Genomic DNA, 20,057 nt, shown 5'->3' with positions numbered 1-20,057 from the left:
TTTATGATTTTTAATAGATGTTTGTTATAATAAAAGAGACGAAAATAAAGTTTTGAGGTGTTAGAGTGTTTAAAACAATCGGATTATTTGCTCATGTTGATTCTGGGAAGACGTCACTGGCTGAACAAATTTTATATGAAACGAATGCAATTCGCACAAAAGGAAGAGTCGATCATCAAAATACATTTTTGGATCATCATTCAATTGAAAAACAAAGAGGGATCACTGTTTTTACTGAACAAGCGAGTTTTAAGTATAATGGATCCATCTATTATTTACTCGATACCCCTGGACATATTGATTTTTCCAGTGAGATGGAACGTGCAATTAAAGTTTTAGATTATGCAATTGTTATCATTAATGGATTTGAAGGCGTTCAAAGTCATACCGAGACGATTGTTGACTGCTTAAAACAGTATCATATCCCAATGGTTTTCTTTATTAATAAAGTGGATCGTGAAGGAGTTGATATTGAACGTGTTTTGACACAGTTACGATTGAATTTAGGGGTTAATCCTATTTATCTTCCAAATGAATTAGACTTAAGTGAGTTACCAATTGAAATTATCGAGCCATTAGCAGAGTTAAATGAAGACTTACTCGATTACTTCTTAGAAAATAAACGGGATTCACAATTTTGGTTAACAACTTTTAAACAGCAACTTCGAATGCAAAATGTTTGTCCAGTTTTTAGCGGATCAGCCTTAAAAAATATCGGAATTACCTCTTTTTTAAAACAGTTTGATGAGTTAACAGAAACGACATATGATCGTACAGCTCCTTTTAAAGGAAGCGTTTATAAAATTCGCTATGATGAAAAAGGGGATCGAATTACTTATCTAAAAGTGTTGAGTGGGAATTTAGCCGTAAAAGATTCAATTAAAACATCCGCGACTGAAGAAGGAGAGAAAGTAAATCAAATACGTTATTATCAAGGAAAGAAATTTGAAACGACACCGATTGCACAGGCAGGTGAACTGATTGGGGTAACCGGATTAACACATACTATGGCAGGTCAAATAATTGGTCATGAAGTTAAGAGGGAAGAGGGATTATTACAACCTGTCATGCGTGTGTCTGTACTCTATTCTCAATCATTAAATGCCAAAGATGTATTAGCTATTTTTAAAAAATTAGAAGATGAAGATCCGATGCTGTTGGTTTTATGGAATGAAGTCACACAGTCTATTGATGTTTCCGTGATGGGAAGTATTCAGCTAGAAGTCTTAAAAGAAATCGTCCAAAAACGATTTGATCTTTCAATTGAATTTAGTCCGCGAAAAGTTATTTATCAAGAAACTATTACAAATCAAGTCATTGGAAGCGGGCATTATGAGCCATTGAAGCATTATGCGGAAGTTCACCTACAATTAGAGCCTGGTCAAAGAGGAAGTGGGGTGACCTTTGAATCCGTGTGTTCAACAGAAGAATTAGAATTAAGCTATCAAAAATTAATCGAAACACATATCTTTGAGAAAACACATCTTGGGATTTTAACAGGATCATCTTTAACTGATGTTCATATTAAACTCATCACAGGGCGTGCCCATCAGAAACATACGTCAGGTGGAGATTTTAGAGAGGCGACGTATCGTGCCATTCGTCAAGGATTAGAACAAGCTAAGAATCTCTTGTTGGAACCATATTATACCGTTAAATTCGAAGTAGAGATGGATTTAATGGGACGAATCTTAACCGATTTAAAAAAGATGTCTGGAAAATTTGACAACCCAATCGTTCAAGAAAATAAATGTTTGATTACTGGAACTGTTCCAGTGGCTACTTTTATGGATTATCCGAGTGAATTTTTATCCTATACGAAAGGAGCCGGAAGAATCTCATTAAATGTTGCGGGATATGATATTTGTCATAATCCAGAAGAGGTTATTTCAGAAATAGCTTATGATAAAGTTGCTGATCGCTTAAACCCTTCGGGATCGGTTTTTTGTGCCAAAGGAAGTGGATTTATCGTTCCTTGGGATGAAGTGGATGACTATATGCACTGTAAGATTAAATAAGAAAAGATTAATGTAAAGGCGACGTAAGCTTGATAAAAGTTTACGTCGTTTTTTGTTTTTATTATTGTATTTGTATGAAACTTCAGTAACAAGCGAATAAAGATGTCAAAAAAGTACATATGAAAGCCCTACACCCTATATTGTAACCGCTTATAATTTGTGATATTTTATACTTAAGCGTTTCCATACGAATGGTATTCGTATATACGAACGATATTCGTATATACGAACGATAATCAGGGGTATCGTCAAGTATGGAATCACTAAAAAGGAAGTAATGATTAAATTTTTAATTTTTAGGGAGGGTTTTTAGTGAAAAAAGTTTTATCATTAGCAACAGTTATTGCTTGTGCAACATCATTAGTTGCTTGTTCAGGAAATGAAGGTTCAAATAGTGACAAATCAGTAACATTATCTGAATCAACAGAAGATAACAATAATTCTGGAACACAAGATCCCGTATCATTTCGTTTTTCATGGTGGGGAGGTGACTCACGTCATGAAGCAACACTTGAGGTAATTAATTTATACATGGAGAAAAATCCTCATGTCACGATCGTCCCTGAGTATTATGCATGGTCGGGATATCAGGATAAATACACGGCAGAATATTCAGGGGGAATGAATGCTGATTTAATGCAAGTGAATTATAACTGGTTATGGATCTATTCACCAGATGGAGAAGGTTACTATGACTTAAATGAATTATCAGACACGATTGACTTAAGTAACTATAGTACTTCGTTATTAGATGCAATGAGTATTGAAGGAAATCTTTTAGCTTTACCAACAAGTATTACAGCACGTGTTCCATTTATTAATACAACGTTGTATGAATCAGCAGGAATTGAAGTACCCTCAACATGGAATGACTTAATGGCAGCAGGAAATACCATTCAGGAACAACTTGGTGATAACTACTATGCCTTAAGTAAATTAGGAAAAGCTGGAATGATGTATCTTGTATTTAGTTACTTAGAGCAAGAAACCGGTCAAACATTCTTTGATGCAGAGGGAAACATCAACTATTCAGTTGAAGAGTTAGCTAAAGGATATCAATTACTAGCAGATATGGTTGAAAATCACGTGATGCCAGCCGGAAGTGTTGATTCAAATGATTTAGATGAGAAAAATCCGAAATGGATCACAGGGGAATACGGTGGAATTAACGAATGGGATTCGAGTGTTACAAAATATATCGATACCTTAGAAGATGGACAAGAAGTAGCTCCATTTGAACAATTTACAATGGATGGAGCGAAGTTAACAGGTAACATTCAAAAACCTGCGATGGGATTTGCAATTAGTAAAAATGCAAAGAATCCTGAAGAAGTCGCTAAATTCTTAGAGTTTATGTTAACGGATCCAGAAGCCGTTGAAATCATGGGAACACAACGTGGGATTCCTGCCAACCAAGCAGCTTATGATCTTCTAGTTGAAAAAGGGTTATTAACTGGTGCAGCAGTTGAAGCGTATAACTTACATGCAAATGTGGAAGCAACAATTATGCATCCATTTTATGAGTATACAACAGTAAAAGATTTATATGAGGGGGCTGGAGAAGCCGTTGTCTTTGGTACAATGACTCCAGAGGAAGCGGCACAAAAGGTTATCAAAGAGATGCCAAGAATTATGGATGAAGCAATGGGGCGATAGAAAGTGGAAAATGTAAAGAAGTCTACACATATCATTGAGAAACAAGAGAAAGTCAAAAAAAAGTTTAAATTTAATAGTGCATACTTGTATATTTTACCGTGGTTCATCGGATTTTTAGTGTTTAAACTCAATCCATTTTTTAATGCATTACTTTTAAGTTTTCAACAAAATAACTTGATTCGTGAACCGAAATGGGTAAAATTACAAAATTATCAACAATTATTATTTGAAGATGAATTATTTAAAACATCGTTAATCGTAACGTTTAAGTATGTATTTTTAACCGTACCATTAGTACTTGTCTTTGCATTATTTATTGCATATATCTTAAACTTCAAAATTAAGGGGGTTAACTTCTTCCGTACCGCGTATTATATTCCTTCAATTTTAGGAGGAAGTGTTGCCGTTTCGATCGTTTGGAAATTTATTTTTGGAAATGATGGAGTCATTAATGCCATGTTAGAAATGGTGGGACTTGAACCAGTAATGTGGTTAACAGATACAAGATACGCACTGATTGTATTAAGCTTACTGAAAGCTTGGCAGTTTGGATCAGTCATGGTAATCTTCTTATCGGCTTTACAAAATGTCCCACAATCGCTTTATGAAGCAGCATCAATTGATGGGGCAGGAAAATGGCGTTCATTTTTCACGATTACGGTGCCTATGATTACACCAGTTATCTTATTCAATGCCGTCCAATTGCTTGTTAAATCATTCCAAGAATTTAACTCAGCTTACTTAATCTCAGATGGAGGCCCATTAAATTCAACTTATTTATTAAACCTTTTCATCTACAAAAATGCGTTTAGTAGTTTCAAAATGGGATATGCCTCTGCAGCTTCATGGATTATGTTTATTATTATCATGGCATTAACAGCAGTTGTATTTAGAAGTTCAAATTATTGGGTACATTATAACGATTAAGGAGGTTGAGTCATCATGACAAGTAGTTTAAAACGAAAAGTTAATGTTTATACGCGCTATACAATCCTTGCAGTCGTTGGATTATTTATGATGTACCCGCTTCTATGGCTTGTTGGCGCTTGTTTCAAAGAAAATTCAGAAATTTTTACATCAGCGGCCTTTTGGCCGAAAAATCCAGTCAATGGATTGGAATCTTTTATGAATGGATGGAAAACGAATACCCCGTTCTCATTAGGCCATTATTTTTTAAATTCATTATATTTCTTAATTCCAAGAACGATCTTTACAGTTATTTCAAGTATTTTAACTGCTTATGTCTTAACAAGACGTTCATTTAAATTTAAAAAGATTGTGTTTGCGCTTGTTATTGGGACACTATTAATGCCAGATGTTGTCTTCCGTATTCCATTATACTTATTCTGGCGTGACTTAAGTTTATTAGATACACATATCCCACTCTGGTTAGATAGTGCATTTGCAACCAATTCATTCTTTGTCTTTATGCTCATTCAGTTTATGCGAACGATTCCGAAAGAGTTAGATGAAGCAGCTAAAATGGATGGATGTAACTCATTCCAAACTTTGGTTCATATCTTAATTCCAGTTATGAAACCATCAATTATTACTGTGGCATTGTTAACGTTTATGTGGGGAATGAATGATTTCCAAGGACCATTAATTTATATCTCAACTATTGAAAAATATCCATTATCGATTGCGATGCGTTTAGCAATGGATAATACAGATTCTTCAGTTCAATATCGTAATATTTTTGCCATGTCATTAATGTCGATTATCCCATGTATTCTTTTATTCTATTGTGCACAAAGTTACTTCATTGATGGAATTGCAACAACAGGATCAAAAGAATAGAATCCAGATGAAATAACTAATGGCTTTAGCCATTAGTTATTTAACTATATATGAAAATCACGAGGTGGAGGGTTGGTAGAAGGTGCAGCAGTTAGAACCATATTTTAAAACATACTTAAAGCAGTTCAAACCTTATAAAGGATTTTGGTGCTATGAGGATGGTGTTATCTTAAAAGGAGCCGTCGATTTATACCGTGCAACAAACGACGACGAGTATTGGAGTTTTGTCGAGAGGTATTTAAATGAGTTTGTTGACGCAAAGGGGACATTAAAAGGTTACAAAGCCTCAGAATATAATATTGATCATGTCAATGCAGGAAAAGTTTTATTTGATGCTTATCAAAAAACGAAAGATGAGCGTTACAGAGTCGCGATTGAACATCAGATGGATCAGTTACGAACACATCCACGAACAAAATCAGGGAACTTTTGGCATAAGAATCGATATCCATATCAAGTATGGTTAGATGGGCTTTATATGGCGTTACCTTTTTATACTCAATATGAAACGGTCTTTAATGGACTTCAAAACTATGAGGATATCTATCATCAATTTATGGAGGTTTATCAAACACACCGCAACTCTGATAATGGTTTATACTATCACGCATTTGATGAATCAAAAAGTCTATTTTGGTGTGATAAAGAAACGGGGTTATCACCAAATTATTGGTTGCGTGCTGAGGGATGGCTACTAATGGCCCTAATTGACTCGATTGATCAAATGAGTGAAACCATCTTTGAGTATTATAAAGGTCTAATTGATATGTTTATTGAGAGTATTGATGCCATCCTCCCATTTCAAGATCAACAGAGTGGATTATGGTATCAAGTGATTGATCAAATCGATCGTGAAGGGAATTATCTAGAAGTCTCAGGTAGTGCGATGGTGATTTACTCGATTCTCAAAGGAATCCGTTTAGATATTTTAGATAAAAGTTATGCCAAAAAAGCGTTAAAAGGATTACAAGGGATTCTTGATATTTATGGTTATGAAGATTCCACAGGTTATCACATTGGAGGAATTTGTGAAGTTGCTGGGCTAGGAAGCTTTAATGGAGTGGTGCGTGATGGAAGTTTTGATTATTATATTTCAGAAAAAGTTGTTCCAGATGAAGCGAAAGGAATTGGCCCACTGATGATGGCATACGCTGAATATTTAATGGGTGGTTATTCTCATGAAAATTAATTTACTGTTTACTTCTTCAACGAGTGCCTTATTTGAACTTGAAAATGATGAGATTGTTCAAACCCTCACACCGTATACTATCCTTATTAATGATAAGATTTATAAAAAACATGGTCACGATAATGTATTTAGCATCTATGATTTAACACCTAATACGACGTATCAATTAACTTTAATTGAAGAATCTTCAAATCAATCGACTCAATTAAACTTTACAACAAATGAAGAGTATGTCTGTTTAAATGTTACACGATTTAATGCCAAAGGTGATGGAATAGCCGATGATACCTTAGCGATTCAAACAGCGATTATGTCGTGTCCAGTTAATGGACGGGTTTTGATTCCGAAAGGAACATATCGAGTTAAAACCATTTTCTTGAAATCTAATTTAACGCTTGAATTTGAAAAAGGAGCTAGACTTCTTTATGATGTCACACCAGAAAGTGGTGCGATTTTACCAGGCTATCTCACGACTCAAAATCATGACGAGTATTACTTAGGTTCTTGGGAAGGGAATCCGTTAGATACTTTTACTGCTTTAATTCAAGGGATCAATGTTTCAAATGTCAAGATTATTGGAGAAGGTATTTTAGATGGGAACGCTAATAGCGATTGGTGGAAATATCCAAAAAACAAACGAGGTGCATGGCGTCCACGATTATTTCAACTAATAAATTGTGAACAGATATCCGTTCAGGGAATGACATTTACCAACTCACCATCTTGGACCATTCATCCACTCTGGTCAAAAGATTTAATATTTGCTGACTTAAAGATTATCAATCCTAAAGATTCTCCTAATACTGATGGATTAGATCCTGAATCGTGTGAAAACGTCTTAATTGTAGGTGTGTATTTTTCAGTGGGAGATGATTGTATTGCGATTAAATCTGGAAAGATTTATTTAGGACGCCGGTTAAAACGAGCATCAAAAAATATTTGTATTCGAAATTGTAGCATGAATTTTGGCCATGGAGCTGTCGTGATTGGAAGTGAGATGGCAGGCGGAGTCAATAATATTTTAGTTGAACGTTGTTTATTTAATGAAACCGATCGTGGATTACGAATTAAAACACGACGTGGGCGTGGGCGTGATGCAGTTATTGAAAAAATTAAGTTTAGCAAAATTAAAATGACGAAAGTGATTTCGCCATTAGTTATTAATAGTTTCTATTTCTGTGATCCAGATGGACATAGTGACTATGTTAAAACAAAAGAAACTTTAGTCGTTGATGACCGAACGCCATTGATTCGAGATTGTGATTTCGAAAAACTTTATTGCATGGATTGTGAAGCGGTTGCTGGTTATTTCTACGGATTACCCGAACAACCCATTGAAAAAATTAAACTGACAGATTGTCATTTTTCCTTTAATAAAGAGGCCTTGCCAAGCTACCCTGCCATGATGGATGATATTCGAATGTATTGTAAAGAAGGGTTAATAATGACCAATGTAAACGAAGTAGAGTTAAAACATCTGACATTTGAAGGGATTAAAGGAGAGGAGCTCGTGCTCAAACAGATTAAAAAGGTGGTGACAGAGGATGTTATTAAGAAGATTGATTGCTGAATTAATTGATATTGCCGTCTTAGTTGGGGGAAGTGCTATTGGAATTTTTCTAGCCGGGCAACTAAATGGAATGTTTGAGGAACCTTTCTTTTTGCTGACAATAAGTGAAGTCTGTCTGATTGCACTCATCCCCATTATGCTCCAATCATTATTTTGGCTCGATCATACTACGATTGGAAAAACGATGGTGTTTTGTACCGTTGAAACAATGGATGAAACTGAATTAACTTATTTTGCAATGATGACACGCGAATATGTTTCTAAAGTCTTTTCATGCTATTTAGTTTGTTTACCTGTTTTATTTGGAAAAAAAGGATTGCATGAAATTGTGACCAATTCAGAAGTGAAGTTAAAATTAAAACGAGGATAGAGAGGAATTGAAATGAGAGAGTTTTTGAATGAAGATTTTCTGCTATATAACGAAACAGCTCAAACGTTATATCACAACTATGCCAAACAAATGCCAATTATTGATTTTCATAGTCATTTAAGTGCAAAGGAGATTTATGAAAATAAACAGTTTAATAATATTACCGAAGTTTGGCTTGGGGGCGATCACTATAAATGGCGTGCGATGCGTACGTTAGGTGTCTCAGAAGATGCTATTACAGGGACCGTTGATAGCGAAGAAAAATTTAATGAATGGGCAAAATCTATGCCCTATTTAATTGGAAATCCATTATATCACTGGACGCATTTAGAACTTCAACGCTACTTCAATATTAAAACCTCATTAAGTGCTAAAACAGCAAAAGACATTTATGAAGAGTGCAATCGATTATTAGCGACACCAGAGTATCGTGTACGTGGCTTGATTGATCAAATGAACGTGGATGTCATTTGTACAACAGATGATCCTTGTGATGATTTAAAATATCATCAATTAATACGCAAAGAAGGAACTTTTAAAACGAAGATCTTACCAACATTTAGACCGGATAAAGCAGCAAATATTGAATTAAGTTGGTTTAATGACTGGGTTTCACAGTTAGGAACTGTCGTTGGTTATAACATTGAGAATTTAGACGATTTGTTTAATGCATTAGAAGCACGTATGGATTTCTTTATCAGCTGCGGATGTAAAGCATCTGATAATGGGGTCGATGTTTTAGCCTTTACTGAGTCAACTAAAGAGGAAGCCGATGTTATTTTGAAAAAAGCCCTCGCTCATGAGCCATTAACTAAAGAAGAAGTTGAGAAATATAAAACTCAAATGTATCTATTCCTTGGAGAACAATATCACAAACGTGGGTGGGTGATGCAATTTCATATCGGAGCGATGCGTAACAATAATACGACCATGCTTGAAAAATTAGGACCAGATACGGGATATGACTCAATTAATAATTCATTAGATACACAAAAATTATCGAAATTCTTAAATGCCTTAAATGTAAATGGAAACTTACCAAAAACGATCATTTACGATTTAAATCCAAGTGATAATCACAAAATTGTGACGTTAATGCAATGTTTCCAAGATGGAATGACACCAGGTAAAATTCAATTTGGTTCAGCTTGGTGGTTCAATGATCATAAAGATGGGATGAATGATCAAATGCGTGCATTAGCAGCTAATGGAGTGTTATCAAAATTTGTTGGGATGTTAACAGACTCAAGAAGTTTCTTATCGTTCCCACGTCATGAGTACTTTAGACGGTTATTATGTCAGTTACTTGGAGAGTATGTTGAATTAGGGGAATATCCAGCCGATATGGACCTTTTAGGACAAATTGTTCAAGATATTTGTTATTACAACTCAAAACAATTCTTTAATTTAATAGATTAATTAGAACAGTGGGGGGCTTTATGAATATTTTAAATGAGTCAATGATTCAACGACCAAATCGTCCGATCAAAGTAGTTCAATTTGGAGAAGGAAATTTCTTACGAGCTTTTGTTGATTGGATGTTACAAGAATTAAATAATGCAGGTCTGTTTAACGGTGATATTGCTGTTGTTCAACCGTTAGAATTTGGACGTGTTAAAGAATTGGAAAAACAAGATGGATTATACACGTTGATTCAAGAAGGAGTTCAAAATAATGAGTTTATCTCAAAATCACAAATTATTGATAGTTTAAAAATGTTTGTGAATCCTTATGAGTCATACGAAGATTACTTAAAACTAGCTGAGATTGATACATTAGAGTTATTAATTTCAAATACAACCGAATCAGGAATTGTTTTAGATGAAAATGATTCAATTGATGCTACACCTCCTAAAACATTTCCTGGTAAAGTGTTAGCTTTTCTATATCATCGTTATCAAATTTTCAATGGAGATCCATCAAAAGGATTATATATTGTTCCATGCGAGTTAATTGATAATAATGGGGATGAACTATACCGCTGTGTGAAAGCTTTAGCTAAAATTCATGGATTAAGCGAAGATTTCATGACATGGTTAGAGGAAGCAAATACCTTTACCAATACATTAGTAGATCGTATTGTTCCAGGTTATCCAGCGACTCGAATTGAAGAGTTGACCGACCAACTAGGATATATTGATCATAATTTAGTACTCGGTGAAGTATTCCATTTATGGGTTATTGAGGATCGTAATGGCATCTCTGAGGTGTTAAATGGAGCAGAAGCGGGATTAAATATTTTATTCGTTAAAGATATTAAACCTTATAAAATTCGAAAAGTGCGTATTTTAAATGGACTTCATACATTAATGGTGCCAGTGGCTTACTTAAGTGGAATTGATACTGTCGGAGAAACAATGGCGGATAAAACATTATTGAAATACCTTCATCAAACAGTGGAACATGAAATGGTTCCAGCCACTGAAAAGTACTTAACTAGTGAGGAGTTACATCAATTTGCGAAAGAAGTCTATGATCGTTTTAATAATCCACGTGTAAGACATGAATTAATGTCAATCGCTTTAAATTCTAGTGCTAAATTTAAAAGTCGTTTGTTGCCAACAGCCTTAGATTATGTGGAGAGATTTGGTCAATTCCCGAAAAATATGGCGTTCTCATTAGCAAGTGCTTTTGTTTTTTATCGTGGTATTCGTGGAAATGATCCGATTGCACTTCAAGATGAGCCTGAATTATTGAATTACTATCATGAATTATGGTCTAAATACGAATCAAATGAGATGAGTTTAGAGGAAATCGTTTCAGCCTTTTTAGGTATGAAAAATCATTGGGGGCTTGATTTAAATGCAATCCCACAATTAACAAAAGAAATAGTTAGTATGACCTCTAGTATTTTAAGCCATGGGGTGAAAGAGGCTTTAACAGATATGGTGGTGGGAGCATGAGACACTATATCAAGTTACATGAAGATGATAACGTTATCGTTGCTTTAACTGACTTAGAAAGTGGTAGTACTTTAACGATTAATGGAGAACCATTAATCGTTAAAGAAAACATCAAACAAGGACATAAGATAGCGATCTCTAAAATTTCAAACAATGATTTTATTATTAAATATGGATATCCGATTGGTCATGCGCTAAAAGAGATTGAACCTGGAACACATGTTCATACTCATAATATTAAAACAAATTTAAATGATTGTTTGTCGTATGAATATCAACCCAACTTAAAGCCAGACATTAAACCGCTGATGGATCGAGAGATTCGTGCTTATTATCGAAAAAATTGGGAGATTGGAATTCGAAATGAACTTTGGATTATCCCAACCGTTGGATGTGTCAATAAAACGGCCGAAATCATTAAAAATGAGTTTTTAGCTCAGACTGAAAACTTAGCTATTGATGGGGTGTTTGCATTTTCTCATCCATTTGGGTGTTCACAAATGGGGGATGATCACGAAACAACACGTGCTATTTTACAAAATATCGTAAAGCATCCAAATGCGGGAGGCGTTTTAGTTTTAGGTCTCGGCTGTGAAAATAATCAAGTGGAGGTCTTTAAAGAAACGCTTGGTGATTATGATGAGGAACGCGTTCGCTTTTTAGTATCACAAGAGGTTGAGGATGAAGTTGAAGCAGGTGTGACGATTCTAAAAGAGTTGTATGATCTAATGAAACAAGATTATCGGGCAACAGCGTTACTTCGTAATCTGAAGATTGGGTTAAAATGTGGAGGAAGTGATGGATTCTCAGGAATTACAGCTAACCCGCTACTTGGCTATTTATCAGATTATATCGTTAGAAGTGGGGGAACGACCGTTTTAACAGAAGTTCCAGAAATGTTTGGAGCAGAAACAATCTTAATGAATCGTGCAAAAGATGAAGAGACATTTAATAAAATTGTTCATTTAATTAATGACTTTAAAGGCTACTATGAACGCAATCATCAAGTGTGTTATGAAAATCCAAGCCCAGGAAATAAGGCTGGGGGAATTACAACCCTTGAAGATAAATCATTAGGATGTACACAAAAAGCTGGAACCTCAAATGTGATTGATGTGTTAAGCTATACAGACCGTGTGACACAACGGGGATTAAATTTATTACAAGGTCCAGGAAATGATTTAGTGGCAGTCACTGCTTTAGGAAGCGCGGGATGTCATTTAGTCTTATTTACCACGGGACGAGGAACGCCGTTTGGAGGATTTGTTCCAACGATTAAGGTAGCAACTAATCATGAATTAGCGATTAAAAAGAAACATTGGATCGATTATGATGCGAGTACTCTATTAACAGCTTCAACAACAGAAGAAGTAGTCGAAGATTTTATTAATTATGTTTGTGATGTTTGTAGTGGAAAATGGACAAATAACGAACGAAATGGTCATCGTGAAATCGATATTTGGAAATCAGGTGTGACGTTATAAACTGAATTTTTATATATTTTTCACAGTTGATACAAATGAGTTTGATATAATTAGGAGGTTATCTTTTATATGAAATTAGGAATTCGTGCTCATGATTTAGGACGATCACCAACACAACAACTCATTCAATCTTTAAAAAATCATCACTTTCCTTTTATTCAATTAGTGTTGGCTAAAGCTATTGAAGCCGATCAACCTCAGTTATTGATTGATGATGAAAGTTTTATCAATGAGTTGAGTCAACAGTTACAAATGAATCACATTGAGGTGGGCATGTTAGGTGCTTACTTTAACCCCATTCATAGTAATAAGGATAAGGTAGCGCAAGCGGTTGAATATTTTAAAAAACATTTAAAAGTAGCGAAACAATTTAACACGAATTTAGTGGGGACTGAGACAGGATCTTATAACGATGATCAATGGACCTTTCACGAACAAAATAGTAGTGAAGAAGCATTTTTAGAAGTGAAGCGCATTTTCTCACAGTTACTAGAAGTCGCTCAAACAGAAGGTGTTTATGTGGCCATTGAACCAGCTTATCATCACGTCATTTCATCACCTAAACGCTTGAGACGATTAATGGATGAGTTGGCTCATGATCATATTCGTGTCACCTTTGACTTGTTTAACTTACTTTCCATTCACAATTATAAGAATCAACGGGCTATTATTGATGAAATGATTGAACTCTTCCGACAAGATATTCGAATCATTCATGCTAAAGACTTTATTATTGAAAATGGTGAGTTAAAGCAGGTCGCTCCTGGTCAAGGATTACTTGATTATGCCTACCTATTAGAAAGAATTAAAGAGTTACCAATAGAACCTATCATGATATTTGAAGGAGTAGTTGGAGACGACATCGTCAAGAGTGCAACGTTCTTAAAAACATTTAACTAAGAGATGACAACTCGTCATGAAGGAATGAAATTAATATGAAAATTAATCGAACGACACAACGAACGATTGAAATCTTAGATTTAATTGCCTCTAGTCAAGATGGGCTAACTTTGAATGAGATCGCAAAAGCATTGAATATGCCTAAAACGAGTGCATTTGATATTTTAGAAACGCTCGTGCAGTTAAATATGCTGTATATTAAGGAACAACGCTTGAAAACGTATGCGATCGGTGTGAAGGCATATGCCATTGGAAATATGTACTCCAAGACCTCATTATTACTCAATAGTGCAGGTCCAATCATGAAGCGGCTATCTCAAGAAATTAGAACTACCACTTTGTTAGCAAAAGAGAATAATGGAAGTTTACTTTATACATTAAAACATGAGCCCGCAAAAAAGATTATTGCAACACCAGAAGTGGGAGAGGTTGCTTATTTACATTCGACCAGTATCGGAAAGGCCATCTTAGCTTTTTCTAAACATCAATTGGAGTTAATTGATAAATTGGATTTATATCCGATGACGAAACGGACGATTACATCAAAAAAGGCGTTAACTCAAGAGTTATTGATAATCAAAGAACGTGGTTATGCGATTGGAAATCGTGAAAATGAAGAATACACCTACGCCATTGCTGCTCCGATTTTTGATTATCATGGTGTTGTTTCATCAGCCATTGGTGTGGTTAATCTATATAAAGAGGAATATCAAGCCGAAGAGGATATTAAAAAAGTGGTTGAAGCGGCAAAAGAAATTTCGAGGTTATTAGGATATCGAGAATAAACAAGTGAGAGGGGAATCATAAAAATGAAATTAAATACACGTTATTCAAATCATCCAAATGATGTGAAACATTATACAACTGAGGAGCTTCGTGAGCATTTCTTAATTGAAGACGTCTTCGTAAAAGATGAAGCAAACTTAACATATTCACATAATGATCGGATTATTGCTGGAGGGATTCAACCTGTTGAGGAGATTTTAACACTAGAAGCCGGCAAAGAAATGGGGGTTGAAACATTCTTTGAACGTCGTGAAGGTGGAATTATTAATATCGGTGGAAAAGGAATCATTACACTAGATGGTGAAGCGTATGAACTTGATTATCAAGATGGACTCTATATTGGAATGGGCGTTAAAGAAATCACTTTTAAATCAGTAGATGCAAGCCAGCCTGCTAAATTTTATTTCAATAGTGCGCCAGCTCATCAGTCTTATCCACATACTTTGATTACACTTGAAAAAGCAAATAAAGTTCACTTAGGATCGGATGCGGAATCAAATAAGCGTACGATTAATCAATACGTTCACCCCGCGGTATGCAAGTCATGTCAATTAGTGATGGGAATGACGATTTTAGCACCAAATAATATGTGGAATACGATGCCATGTCATACACATGAACGTCGAATGGAAGTTTATTTCTATTTTGATTTAGATGAAACTAGCAACGTTTTTCACTTTATGGGGCAACCACAAGAGACTCGTCATTTAGTCGTTCGTAATGAACAAGCGGTTATTTCTCCAAGTTGGTCGATTCATTCAGGGGTTGGAACAAGTCGTTATACATTTATATGGGGAATGTGTGGAGAAAATATTACATTTGATGACATGGATCATGTCGCTATGAAAGATTTAAAATAAAAATACACTAGGTAAAAAAGTAGAAGAGGTGTCTTATGAAAAAATATGAAGTCATTAAGGAAATTTGTGAAACAGGTGTCGTAGCTGTTGTTCGTGCTGAAAACGAAGAGCAAGGAATTGAAATCTCAAAAGCCTGTTTAGCAGGTGGAATTAAAGCGATTGAGTTAACTTTCACCGCACCTTTTGCTGATGAAGTGATTAAATCATTAGTCAAAGAGTTTGGATCAAGCATGTTAATTGGTGCTGGAACCGTATTAGATAGTGAAACAGCTCGTATTGCGATTTTAGCAGGTGCTAAATATATCGTCTCTCCAGGATTTGATTTAGAAACAGCTAAATTATGTAATCGATATCAAGTTCCTTACATGGCAGGATGTATGACGATTACAGAAGTCATCACAGCGATGGAAGCAGGAGTAGATATTGTTAAATTATTCCCTGGAAGTGCATTTGGACCAAGCTTCGTTAAAGCAGTGAAAGGACCTCTTCCACAAGCGAATATTATGCCAACAGGTGGCGTTAGCTTAGAGAATGTCGATCAATGGATTAAAAATGGATGTGTGGCCGTCGGTGTAGGTGGAGATTTAACAGCTCCAGCTAAATCCGGTGACTATGCAGCTGTAACAGAATTAGCTAGACAATTTGTTGAAAAAGTAGCAAATGCTAGAAAGAACTAGGTGATGAAAATGAAGAAGTTTGTAACCTTGGGGGAGGTTATGCAACGTCTAACTCCACCGGCTCATGATAAATTAGAACAATGCCGAAGTTTAAATGTCACGTATGGGGGGAGCGAAGTAAATATCGCGATTGCTTTAGCGAATTTTGGCCATGATGTTAGATTTGCGACAGTATTACCTGATAATCCATTAGGAATTGCTGCTTATCGATCACTCAGACAATATGGAATCGATTTAACACCAACTAAACTTAAAGGTGACATATTAGGAAGCTATTACGTTGAGGTAGGTTATTCGTTACGCGCTTCGAATGTTATTTATAACCGAAAATATTCAGCCATTGCCCAGATGGAGGCAAATACGCTTGATATAGACGAAGTTTTATCGGATCGTACTCATTTGCATGTCAGTGGAATTACCCTAGCTTTAGGAAAAGAGATTAGAGAATTTACACTTGAGTTAGTTAAAGTGGCGTTTGAACGTGGATTAACGATTAGTTTTGATTTTAATTATCGTGCAAAATTATGGACTGTTGAAGAAGCGTCTACGGTGATTCGTGAAATCTTACCATATGTTCATATTGTTTTTGGAAGCTTATATGATATTGAAACCATTGGTGGATACCGCTTAGAGCAAGCCTTTGAATCAGTAGATGCTAAGCGTAAAGCTGTATTTCATTACTTCATGGCTAACAGTCACTGTCAAGCAGTTTTTGGAACGGTTCGTGAACAACAATCCACTCATCAAAATTGTTTAAGTGCGTACTGTTATACCAAAACGGGTGATGTGTATACCACCAATCAAACGTACCAATTTGAAATTATTGACCGTGTCGGAGCGGGAGATGCATTTGTGGCAGGCGTGTTAAATGAATTAGATTTAAACCGTCAAACATATCAGGAAGCATTAAATTACGGATTAGCATGTGGGGTTCTAAAACATACGATGAATGGAGATGTTTTATTAACTCACGATCAAGAAGTCAAAGACTTAATGAGCCAAACGGGTTCAGTTGGAATGAAACGATAAAAAAGAAAAGGGGAATAGTATGATTTTAGAACAATTTAAGTTAGATGGAAAAGTAGCAATCGTTACAGGAGCAGCTGTTGGACTAGGACAAGGAATGGCAGTCGGATTAGCTGAAGCAGGTGCTGATATTGTCGCTGTAGGAATTAGTTCAATGGATGAAGTTAAGGCAGCCGTTGAAGCAGTTGGACGCCGTTGTTTAACGATTGAAGCAAATTTAATGTCAACAGATCCAATTCAATCGATTATTGATCAAGCTATTGCTGAGTTTGGACATATCGACATTTTAGTCAATAATGCAGGAATTATTCGTCGTGAGGATTCAGTTAAGTTTTCAGAAAAAGATTGGGATGACGTTATTAATTTAAACTTAAAATCTGTTTTCTTCTTCTGTCAAGCAGCAGCCAATCAATTTATGAAACAAGGAACAGGTGGAAAAATTATTAATATTGCATCAATGTTATCATTTCAAGGTGGAATTCGTGTGCCATCTTATACAGCGAGTAAGTCAGGGGTAAAAGGGATTACGATGTTAATGGCCAATGAATGGGCAAAACATGGGATTAATATTAATGCGATTGCTCCAGGATATATGGCAACCGCTAATACAGCACAACTTCGTGCTGACGAACAACGTAGTTCAGAAATTTTAGGACGTATTCCAGCTGATCGTTGGGGGACACCAGAAGATTTAAAAGGACCTGTTGTCTTTTTAGCAAGCTCAGCAAGTGATTATGTCAATGGATATACAATAGCTGTCGATGGTGGTTGGTTAGCACGATAAGTAACAGTAAAACCAAAAAGAGCATCAACTCATGGTGCTCTTTTTTTGTATCGAAGAAACATGGTAAACTGTCATTTAATTAATTTTTAATGTGGCATAAGCTCATATCGTTTTGATGTGAATCAACCTATAATAGGTGTTGAAAAGGTCTAAATGAGGGGTGGGAAAAATTGAAAGAATTGAAACGGTTGAAGAAAGAAATTATGGTGCTTGGAATTCCTATTTTAATAGAGCAGATCCTTACAACAACGATGGGAATGATGAACACCATGCTATCTTCTAATTTGGAAGGAGATGTTGGGATTCATGTTGTTTCTGCTATCTCTATGATTGATTCCTTTAGCTATTTATTTATTTCAGTATTTACAGCATTTGCTATGGGGGGAACGGTTGTGGTCGCACAATATGTTGGGCGTAACGATTACGCAAAAGCAAATGAGGCTACGATGCAAGGTATTATATCAACAACCTTTATTTCCATTTTTATTATGATATTGTTACTCGTATTTAATCGACCCTTAATTCAACTTGTTTATCACGGAGTAGAACCTCAAGTGATGGAGTATGGAATTACTTATTTTAGTATTGTATTATTTAGCTTTCCATTTATGGCCTTAACTTTAATGGCTAATGGAATTTTAAGAGGTGCTGGGGATACAAAGATAGCAGCGATTAGTAATGTCGTCGCTAATATCTTTAATATTCTTTTAACTTATCTTTTCTTATATGTGTTTAAATGGGAGATTGTCGGTGCAGCCTTAGGAATTTCTTTAGCTCGTGTGATTGGAACCCTTTATGTGATGTGGATTTTAATAAAGGGGAAGAAGGCCATTCAGTTTGGAAAAATCCAATTGTATCGTCCACAATTTAATTATTTACGTCAGATCTTTTATGTAGGGGTACCTGCGGGAATCGAATCTATTATTTTCCACTTAGGTAAATTACTGACACAAGTGTTTATTGGGGGGATAGGGGCCATTGCCATGTCTTCGAACTCAATCGCTAATTCTATTATTAATTTGATTAACATTCCAGAAAATTCATTAACGACTGTGACAACCACAATTGTAGGGCAAGAAATTGGTCGTAAAGAAACGGCTTTAGCAAGAGATCCTCTTCGTTTTATTACCCGCTTCGGGGTTGTTTGTTTAGTTATTTTGGGCGCTTTTTCTATTCCGACTGTCTGGTATTTTGTTGCGCTTTATACGGATAATTCAGAGGTGTTAAGTTATGCCACTCGCTTGATTCAACTTAACGCACTAGCTATACCAATCTGGGCTTTTTCTTTTGTTTTACCTGGTGGCTTAAAAGGAGCAGGCGATGGAAAGTATACGATGATGACGGCCATCATTGGAATGTGGATGTTTCGAGTAGGATTGGGTTACTTATTTGGAGTGGTACTAGGTTGGGGAGTGGCAGGAATTTTTATTGCGATGTTCGTTGATTGGGCCGTTCGAAGCATCCTTTATGTGATTCGTTTACGTGGCGATCAATGGCTCAATCATCGTTTTATGGATGAAGAGGAAACAAAATTAAACATAACAGTTACATAAAAAGTCAAACAATCGCGATTGTTTGACTTTTTATGTAAAGTTTAGAGGGATTTAATCATATGATTTATTAGTTATCGGTATTTTTAACGATAAGATTCATAGTTAAGAAAGGAAGGTTGCTATGAATAAAGAATTAACATCCATGATGGAGTTAACTAGTTTTTTAGATTTACATGACGGGGATCATCTACTGGAGTTAACAACAGGACATGACTTAATAGCACCGATTTTAAAAAGTTTAAATCCTAATTTAAATTATACGATTGATCTGTGTCAATTAGAAAATGTGATGATTAACTGTGAAGCGATAGGATATTATCATCGTATTTTTTTTATGAATGGATTAGATAGTTTAGCATTTGAATATGATACGATTTTTATTTCAATGATATTTAACACGTTCAGTAAAGAGGAAGGATTAGCCTTATTAAATAAATTAGTCAAACAAATGAAAAAAAATCGTAACTATTCAGCCACCAAG

General features: G+C 35.4%; 18 protein-coding genes. All 18 read left to right on the top strand.

From position 1 onward, the window contains the following. Nucleotides 1–65 precede the first annotated feature (65 nt). Nucleotides 66–2,018, top strand: a complete 1,953-nt coding sequence (locus NEH75_RS11555; protein WP_262948903.1) for an elongation factor G — start codon at nucleotides 66–68, stop codon at nucleotides 2,016–2,018. A gap of 312 nt (nucleotides 2,019–2,330) precedes the next feature. After that, nucleotides 2,331–3,674, top strand: a complete 1,344-nt coding sequence (locus tag NEH75_RS11550; RefSeq protein WP_055304764.1) for an ABC transporter substrate-binding protein — start codon at nucleotides 2,331–2,333, stop codon at nucleotides 3,672–3,674. Nucleotides 3,675–3,677: 3 nt separating this feature from the next. Further along, on the top strand, nucleotides 3,678–4,601 hold the full coding sequence (locus NEH75_RS11545; protein ID WP_262948901.1) for a carbohydrate ABC transporter permease: 924 nt from the start codon (nucleotides 3,678–3,680) through the stop codon (nucleotides 4,599–4,601). Between the two features lie 15 nt (nucleotides 4,602–4,616). After that, a complete protein-coding gene (locus NEH75_RS11540; RefSeq protein WP_055276766.1) occupies nucleotides 4,617–5,474 on the top strand; it encodes a carbohydrate ABC transporter permease in 858 nt (285 codons plus the stop codon). Between the two features lie 82 nt (nucleotides 5,475–5,556). Then, nucleotides 5,557–6,663, top strand: coding sequence for a glycoside hydrolase family 105 protein (locus tag NEH75_RS11535; RefSeq protein ID WP_055304769.1), 1,107 nt, complete (start codon nucleotides 5,557–5,559; stop codon nucleotides 6,661–6,663). Next, entirely contained in the window at nucleotides 6,653–8,233 is a 1,581-nt protein-coding gene (locus NEH75_RS11530) for a glycoside hydrolase family 28 protein (protein WP_055304771.1), read from the top strand. The genes NEH75_RS11535 and NEH75_RS11530 overlap by 11 nt, the downstream gene beginning before the upstream one ends. Then, nucleotides 8,208–8,603 carry an RDD family protein gene (locus NEH75_RS11525; RefSeq protein WP_055276760.1) on the top strand — a complete coding sequence of 132 codons (396 nt, stop codon included), beginning with the start codon at nucleotides 8,208–8,210 and terminating at the stop codon, nucleotides 8,601–8,603. The genes NEH75_RS11530 and NEH75_RS11525 overlap by 26 nt, the downstream gene beginning before the upstream one ends. Before the next feature lie 12 nt (nucleotides 8,604–8,615). Then, nucleotides 8,616–10,022 (top strand): glucuronate isomerase, encoded by a 1,407-nt coding sequence (gene uxaC / locus NEH75_RS11520; protein WP_055304773.1) that lies wholly within the window; start codon nucleotides 8,616–8,618, stop codon nucleotides 10,020–10,022. A gap of 20 nt (nucleotides 10,023–10,042) precedes the next feature. Next, a complete protein-coding gene (locus NEH75_RS11515; RefSeq protein WP_055304775.1) occupies nucleotides 10,043–11,506 on the top strand; it encodes a tagaturonate reductase in 1,464 nt (487 codons plus the stop codon). Further along, entirely contained in the window at nucleotides 11,503–12,990 is a 1,488-nt protein-coding gene (locus tag NEH75_RS11510; RefSeq protein WP_262948899.1) for a UxaA family hydrolase, read from the top strand. Before NEH75_RS11515 ends, NEH75_RS11510 begins: the two co-directional genes overlap by 4 nt. A gap of 69 nt (nucleotides 12,991–13,059) precedes the next feature. After that, nucleotides 13,060–13,890: a sugar phosphate isomerase/epimerase family protein gene (locus NEH75_RS11505; protein ID WP_262948898.1), complete on the top strand. Its 831-nt coding sequence runs from the start codon at nucleotides 13,060–13,062 to the stop codon at nucleotides 13,888–13,890. Between the two features lie 35 nt (nucleotides 13,891–13,925). Then, nucleotides 13,926–14,675, top strand: a complete 750-nt coding sequence (locus NEH75_RS11500; RefSeq protein WP_262948897.1) for an IclR family transcriptional regulator — start codon at nucleotides 13,926–13,928, stop codon at nucleotides 14,673–14,675. 24 nt (nucleotides 14,676–14,699) lie between these two features. After that, nucleotides 14,700–15,536 carry a 5-dehydro-4-deoxy-D-glucuronate isomerase gene (gene kduI, locus NEH75_RS11495; protein ID WP_262948895.1) on the top strand — a complete coding sequence of 279 codons (837 nt, stop codon included), beginning with the start codon at nucleotides 14,700–14,702 and terminating at the stop codon, nucleotides 15,534–15,536. A gap of 35 nt (nucleotides 15,537–15,571) precedes the next feature. Next, nucleotides 15,572–16,213, top strand: a complete 642-nt coding sequence (locus NEH75_RS11490) for a bifunctional 4-hydroxy-2-oxoglutarate aldolase/2-dehydro-3-deoxy-phosphogluconate aldolase (RefSeq protein ID WP_262948893.1) — start codon at nucleotides 15,572–15,574, stop codon at nucleotides 16,211–16,213. A gap of 3 nt (nucleotides 16,214–16,216) precedes the next feature. Continuing rightward, nucleotides 16,217–17,242 carry a sugar kinase gene (locus NEH75_RS11485; protein WP_317452426.1) on the top strand — a complete coding sequence of 342 codons (1,026 nt, stop codon included), beginning with the start codon at nucleotides 16,217–16,219 and terminating at the stop codon, nucleotides 17,240–17,242. Between the two features lie 19 nt (nucleotides 17,243–17,261). Then, complete coding sequence (gene kduD / locus NEH75_RS11480) at nucleotides 17,262–18,023, top strand: 2-dehydro-3-deoxy-D-gluconate 5-dehydrogenase KduD (protein WP_055304784.1); 762 nt, start codon at nucleotides 17,262–17,264, stop codon at nucleotides 18,021–18,023. Nucleotides 18,024–18,193: 170 nt separating this feature from the next. Then, nucleotides 18,194–19,576, top strand: coding sequence for an MATE family efflux transporter (locus tag NEH75_RS11475; protein ID WP_262948890.1), 1,383 nt, complete (start codon nucleotides 18,194–18,196; stop codon nucleotides 19,574–19,576). 121 nt (nucleotides 19,577–19,697) lie between these two features. After that, nucleotides 19,698–20,057, top strand: a 360-nt coding sequence (locus NEH75_RS11470; protein WP_262948889.1) for a hypothetical protein, incomplete at its 3' end; no start/stop codon positions are given.

The organism is Turicibacter sp. T129 (assembly GCF_025594975.1).
Lineage (GTDB): Bacteria > Bacillota_I > Bacilli_A > MOL361 > Turicibacteraceae > Turicibacter > Turicibacter bilis.
This window is presented reverse-complemented; position numbering and strand designations above follow the sequence as displayed.